The following is a 6,927-nucleotide window of genomic DNA, read 5'->3' on the forward strand; positions in this document are numbered from 1 at the left end:
GATATTGGCTTCGCGCATCTTGTTGTCCAAGTGTAGTTTTTAGCGAAACCATTTGATCATGCAACAAGATGCGCTTCCACCCTAATTTGATGATTTATTTGTAAATCATCAGGGGATTCTTCAGGGCAATGCACCATTACTAACACCTGGCTGCCCTACTTTGCCGGTTAGGAACGAAAGCATATAGCAAGCACGCATGGCTTGTTCACCATTAGCATGACGGTTTACGCCTGCACCAGTCACAATAAACGGTGCTTTAGCATTCATAATCTTGCTAGCGACAGATTTAATATTTGCTTCTGATATTCCGCAAATTTTAGCTGCCCAAGCGGGGGTTCTTGGGCCATTATCGACAAACTTACCTTCACCAAGAATGTAGTTGCGATAGTTGTCTTCAACGTCGATATAAGGCAAATATTGAGTCTTTTTAGGATCGCCACTTGCGGTAAATTCAGCGACAAGTTTTTCAAGAGAAGCCTTGTCAAATCCAACGCAATACTTATCTAAAAATGCCTTGGAATGCGTATCAACCCATCCAGAGCTAATCATTTCATAGGCAATCGCTTCTGCAAATGCCGCATCGGTTCCTGGTCTAATCGGTAACCATTGGCTTTCTTTACCCGCCATTGAGTCCGTATAACGTGGGTCCACCATAATCACTTCAAGGTTCGCATTCGCCTCAAGCGCTTTTAAGAAATCATATCCTTCACCCGACCCACTTTGACGCATTTCACTTGGGTTGTAGCCAATACCGAGGAACAGATCACTATCATATAACGCCGTTAAAGAAGAACCTGATGTACTACCAAACCCAGTTGCTGCGGCCGCTTCATTTTGTTGTGCCCAAGAATAGTTACCATAAATCTTCAGGAATCCCCCATTCAGATTGAGCACACGATCAAAACACGCTGAGCTAGCAAATCCATAATAAGCCCCTGTTCCGTAGTGTTTCAAAATCGACTTATTACCGTAACTACTTGCAATACGCTGAATTTCACTCGCAATCGTTGAAGCAGCCTCATCCCATGATATTGGCACAAACTTAGCTTCTCCACGCTTACCAACACGCTTCATAGGTGTACGTAAGCGATCTGGTGCGTAAGTTCGGCTGCGAAGTGAACGTCCACGGGCACAGGCGCGGATCTGGTGGTTGCCGTATTCATCGCTAGTTTCATGATCAGCTTCAATACGGGTAATGATGCCATCACGACTAAATACTTTGATGGGGCAATTTGAACCACAGTTAACCAAACAAGATGACCAAGTTTGTACTTCATCACCTACTGGCGGCTTAGGTGGCACCACATTCACATCACTAGAACCTGAATTACAGCCAGTGACCGTTGCTGCACAGCCCATGGCTGCACTCATTTTTAGAAAACTTCTGCGTTCCATTGTCTTTACCTCTTATCAATCAAGGCAGCAGGTAGCTGAAGGTAAACATCAGCAAGTGCGCGTTGTAGTTATGGTTTAAGTCGCCTAGGGTGATTAACCCAGGAATGCTATTGACTGCGGATTGGCTATAGTCGGTGTCGTAATAACGCTCGTACTGATAACTTAGCTTGAGCCCCATACGCTCACTCAGAGCGTAGCGACCATAGAGCTCGACACTGTGGTTATAGGAGTAGTAATCACCGTATGGCTGGATCTCGTTATAGGTGATTAAGGTATCGCTTGCGGAGTTGGAGAATTGATAATTCCCACCAAGTGTCAGCCTGTCATCGAATAAACCACTATAGGTAAATCCCGCACCTAAATTGATAAATTCATCAGCAACATCGTTATACCAGTCTGGTGAGGAAAACGATTGGCTACCGGCGATGGCGGAGTCTATCCATTGTTGGCTTGCAGAGGCATAGAGGTGCAATTGCTCAGAGAGTTGCATCCCCAATTGCAGGTCATAACCATAATCGGTCGATTCTGTTAGGCCTATAATGGTTTTAGCGTAATCATCCTTGGCATAATATCCATTTAAATCAATAGTCAACCACGAAAGTGGTACATAATTCACCTTCAGATCAACCGCCTGACGCTCACGGTCTGCGAGATAAAACTTACGCAATAGTGGATTTTCTTCAATCGAGGTATTTTCGACAGCGTTGTAGACCGAGCCGCTGCGGTTCTCGTAACGTCCACCAAAATCAATCACAGTGTTTGCCAAGGATCTGATATTCAGCTTGGCCCAAAATGCGTCATCATGGGTTTGTTCCCGCTCAAGGTAACTGCATTCTACCTCTTTACGGTCGTAGCCTCCCATGAGGCGATACTCACTGTTAAAACGGTAACTGCTGTGGAGTTTGTATGTCAGCCTTTCGATGTCCATGGGGACATTTTGCTTAAACGCACCGCTGACATTATCAAACTCTAATTGCGCAAACTCCCATACAGAGCTTTTATTATCGCGTTCGCTATAGTCAACCTGACCGTTAACACGCCATCGCGGGCTTAACATATTGCTGAAGCCGATCCGCGCATCTAAGGTATCAACCTGACCATCCCAGCTCTGTAACGGATTACCACTGACTTGGATTAAATCGCCATCTTGAAGCATCCGTCCAGCGGCGACACGGCCATTGACGTTGCCACGTCCAAGCATGTATTGCCCAGATAACGAGACTTGATGGGCATCATTATCAGGCGTAGCAGCATAAACATCGGGCAAATAAGGTAAGCTTAAGTTATCAATATTATTTCGGTAAAAACTGCCATGGTAAGCCAGCTCGCTTAACCAATTTTCACCCGAAATATTAAGGCCAGCATTGAGGTTTTCAGTGTTAGCATCAACAGGCAGTGCAAAGTTAACAGGGCGAGGAGTTACTAAACTACTGCGACGATTACCCGTTTTTTGTTCGTGGTCGTAGTTAATAAACGCCTGCATGACGCCATATTGCGCGGCTAATCCCAAGCCCACCTTTTCGCGTTCCAGCTGTAAATCGACATCTCGAGTCTCAGTGTCTGGAAAAAGTAGGCCATTGTTGTGCCACAACTGCGTTTGTGCTCGGCTGTCGTATCGAGTTAATAATTGATAATCAAGGTTCAGGGCATACTGTCCAGATCGACCCGCATCAAGGTGGGCATAGCTGTTCTCTAGTCCCAATTGATATGCTTGAACATTAGCTTCATAACCCGCATTGCGATAACCTACGTCCGCATCCATAGCCGCGCGCAATCCATCGCTGGCATCGCCAAAGGCATTCCCCGCATGAATATCATCATTCTCGGCCCAGCCTGCACTTAACTGCAGCTCACCTTGATAACGCTTCTCTCCTATGCAGCTTTTACACTGATAAGCATCCAACTTTAGCCCTTGCAGATTAGCTTTGTGCACAGAAAAGTCTGCAGCACTCACACCACTGGTAGCAGCAAGCAATCCCAAGGTAATGATATTAAGTTTAAAAGACATGGCAGACTCCTTAATCAACGGGCAAAATTGCTGCCGCTAGGGTGGTTGGAGCCATGGATTTGGCTATGACAATTGAGGCATCCCATACCTGCACCAAACGCGTCAGTACCTGGCTGAGTGACCACCCGATTAGCATGTCCATCATCGGCATGACATTGTTGGCATAGTTGAGGGACGCGTTGCTTGACGAGCGCGTCATTCACACTGCCGTGGGGATTGTGGCAAGTGGAGCAGTTTTCGGTCACAGGAGCATGTTCCCACAGGAAAGGACCGCGTTTTTCCGCATGGCAGCTATAGCAAGTGTCATTAACTGAGGTCTTTTTTAAGGCACTCTCATTAAATGAACCGTGGGGGTTATGACAATCGATGCAGGTCATGTCATTCCACTTCAATGGATGAGATGAACGCTTATTCATATCGGATTTCTGCCGAGTATGACAAGAAGTGCACACTTGGCTCACCTGTTGCTTTTGCAGTACCGGATCTTTAGCTGCATGGACTTTATGGCAATCCGCACAGGCTATTTCTTCCATGTTATGTAAGCTGCTATGCCAGCCACTTTGCTCAGTTTTTTGATGGCAACCTAAACAAACGGTATTTTGGCTCGGTGCTGACAATGGACTGTCAGAACCAAAGCTAATCATTGGCTCCTTGCCTCCTTGATTGTGCAGTCCGAGTGGCCCATGGCATGCCTCGCATTGCAATCCTGCCATTGGGGATTTGCTATTATTGATATCGCCATGCACCCCATCAAAAATAGCCATAACGGTGTTATTTTTACGATGGCACATTAAACAAGTATCTGCGCCTTTAGCGGAATATTTACCTTCAGCAAACTTATCTGTGAGTATTTTTTCTATTTGCTCTCCCAGTTTGTGACTTGATGGAATATCTTGAGCTTTAACAGATGGAGATAATATAAGGAACAGGCTCGCTCCCATTATCAGAGTTTTAATTTTACGCCATCTCATATTTAATGCCTTATGGTTAACATGACTTAGCAGTGGAAAATCCACTTTTATAGTAACCACAAAGAAACCAAGGTTAACGATTGTTAATAATAAACATCCAATAAGCCAGCCCACATCTAAAAACCACTAAAAACCTGCCTTAGATCACTAAAAAAAACAAAAGAAAATCATTCTCAAAAATTACACAACACATTGAAAGAAATAAGAATAAAAAAATAAAACCAGAAGAAGAATCTGAAATGGTTAATTTATTGTATTAAAGTTGTTTTGATTAAATTCAAACATTCACTAAGACTAATTATATTTTGATCACATTTCAACAATCCTAGATTTCTAATATAGAGAAGAAGTTGAAATTAATTAATCACTAAAACAAATTAATTTAAAATTAATAATAACCAGATATGTGAATTAATTAATATAACGTTATCACCAGCTAAAATTCAGTTACTCTAATAAAGATAAAACTCTTTCAATATAATAAATAAAAACTAATTTAGCTAAATAGCATTAACGCACTAAATTTATGCACTCACTCGCCAGCCATCTGACTAAAACCCTATGCCTCCACATATAGCGTGACCAAAGTCACTTATCGCAACAAGAAACATTACATCTACATCACCAAACATTAGTATCTGTGACGTTGCGTATGCAATACCGTTTATTAACATACTATAACTACATGGACCTACCTCCCTATGACTTGGACCCAAACATATACGCCACTTGGTAGCTTGTGGCTAACAGCAATAGTCGCCTTACTGCCTATTGTATTTTTCTTTTTAGCTTTGACGGTGTTAAAACTCAAAGGTTATATTGCCGGAGCTTTAACTTTATTGATTGCCCTAGCGGTTGCAATAATCACTTATAAAATGCCTGTCACGATGGCAGTTGCATCTGCGATATATGGTTTTAGTTATGGTCTCTGGCCTATAGCTTGGATCATTATTACCGCGGTATTTTTATATAAAATCACCGTTAAAACAGGCCAATTCGAAATTATACGTTCCTCTGTCATTTCAGTGACAGAAGATCAACGCTTACAAATGCTATTGGTTGGTTTCTCATTTGGAGCCTTCCTTGAGGGAGCGGCGGGTTTTGGTGCTCCCGTGGCTATTACTGCGGCATTATTAGTCGGGCTTGGATTCAATCCGTTGTACGCAGCAGGACTTTGCTTAATCGCGAATACAGCGCCTGTAGCCTTTGGCGCGATGGGAATTCCTATCATTGTCGCAGGTCAGGTTTCATCACTTGATCCATTCCATATTGGACAACTCGCTGGCCGTCAACTGCCAATATTATCGATAATAGTGCCATTCTGGCTTATTGCGATGATGGACGGTATTAGGGGAATTCGTCAAACATGGCCCGCTACATTAGTGGCAGGCGTTTCATTTGCAGTTACACAATTTTTTACCTCAAACTTTATCGGTCCTGAATTACCCGATATTACTTCTGCTTTAGTCAGCCTAGTTTGTTTGACATTATTTTTAAAAGTATGGCAACCAAAAGAAATTTTCACTTTTTCAGGAATGAAGCAAAGAGCTATTACGCCAAAATCTACGTTTTCTAATAGTCAGATATTTAAAGCTTGGTCTCCATTTATTATTCTTACCGCGATTGTAACCCTGTGGAGTTTAAAAGATGTACAACTCGCACTAAGTTTTGCCACTATCAGTATCGAAGTACCTTACTTGCATAATTTAGTGATAAAAACAGCCCCGATTGTGACTAAAGAAACCCCCTATGCTGCAATATATAAACTCAATATATTAAGCGCTGTAGGAACCGCCATTCTATTAGCCGCAATAATTTCAATTTTTATTCTTAAAATGTCAGTAAATAATGCACTTAAATCATTTAAAGAAACATTAATTGAATTAAAATTCCCTATATTATCCATAGGCTTAGTATTAGCATTCGCTTTTGTAGCAAACTACTCAGGTCTATCTTCAACCTTAGCGTTAGTACTGGCAGGCACTGGAGTGGCTTTCCCGTTCTTTTCACCATTCTTAGGTTGGTTAGGGGTATTTTTAACCGGTTCAGACACCTCATCAAATGCTCTTTTTGGTGCGCTGCAAGCCAACACTGCAAACCAAATTGGTGTAACACCGGAGTTATTAGTCGCCGCAAATACGACTGGTGGGGTAACAGGAAAAATGATTTCGCCACAATCTATTGCGGTTGCCTGTGCTGCTACAGGGTTAGCAGGTAAAGAATCTGATCTTTTCCGCTTTACTCTAAAGCACAGTCTATTTTTCTGTACTTTTATTGGTTTACTCACAGTGATCCAAGCATACATAATACCTTGGACACTCGTGTTTTTTACTAAGTAAACTTTTCCTATTAAAAATATCAAAATGCCGAGTAAATTATCACTCGGCATTTTTTATATTTACGATAAAAATAGTTGGCTGTGCTTATATCCGTCATTCCGCACCTAATTTTCGATTTAAAAAACTTGACGGCGATCGGTCATTCTGATCTATTACTCTCTTTTGCAGGTAATTCATCATGGCCGCTCCCGCTATCTCTATCCGTAACCTCGAC

The 6,927-nt window shown here is 42.4% G+C and carries 3 protein-coding genes and 1 pseudogene; 1 reads left to right on the top strand and 3 read right to left on the bottom strand.

Annotated elements, in window-relative coordinates:
- Window positions 1-123 precede the first annotated feature (123 nt).
- The 3 genes and pseudogenes from AEA42_RS02700 to AEA42_RS02710 all read right to left on the bottom strand — a co-directional run.
- A pseudogene (locus tag AEA42_RS02700) lies at window positions 124-1,395 on the bottom strand (molybdopterin-dependent oxidoreductase); the annotation flags it as partial.
- Window positions 1,396-1,414: 19 nt separating this feature from the next.
- Window positions 1,415-3,403 carry an MtrB/PioB family decaheme-associated outer membrane protein gene (locus AEA42_RS02705; RefSeq protein ID WP_055646896.1) on the bottom strand — a complete coding sequence of 663 codons (1,989 nt, stop codon included), beginning with the start codon at window positions 3,401-3,403 and terminating at the stop codon, window positions 1,415-1,417.
- A gap of 14 nt (window positions 3,404-3,417) precedes the next feature.
- Window positions 3,418-4,374 carry a DmsE family decaheme c-type cytochrome gene (locus AEA42_RS02710; protein ID WP_055646898.1) on the bottom strand — a complete coding sequence of 319 codons (957 nt, stop codon included), beginning with the start codon at window positions 4,372-4,374 and terminating at the stop codon, window positions 3,418-3,420.
- 701 nt (window positions 4,375-5,075) lie between these two features.
- On the opposite strand from AEA42_RS02710, the gene AEA42_RS02715 reads away from it, so the two are divergent.
- Window positions 5,076-6,713, top strand: a complete 1,638-nt coding sequence (locus AEA42_RS02715; protein ID WP_055646897.1) for a lactate permease LctP family transporter — start codon at window positions 5,076-5,078, stop codon at window positions 6,711-6,713.
- Window positions 6,714-6,927 lie beyond the last annotated feature (214 nt).

Origin of the sequence: Shewanella sp. Sh95, assembly GCF_001308045.1 — a bacterium.
GTDB classification, from domain to species: Bacteria; Pseudomonadota; Gammaproteobacteria; order Enterobacterales; family Shewanellaceae; genus Shewanella; species Shewanella xiamenensis.

Coding starts and splice junctions, on each gene's coding strand:
- AEA42_RS02705 (WP_055646896.1), bottom strand. CDS start 3,403: ATGTCTTTTAAACTTAATATCATTACCTTGGGATTGCTTGCTGCTACC.
- AEA42_RS02710 (WP_055646898.1), bottom strand. CDS start 4,374: ATGAGATGGCGTAAAATTAAAACTCTGATAATGGGAGCGAGCCTGTTC.
- AEA42_RS02715 (WP_055646897.1), top strand. CDS start 5,076: ATGACTTGGACCCAAACATATACGCCACTTGGTAGCTTGTGGCTAACA.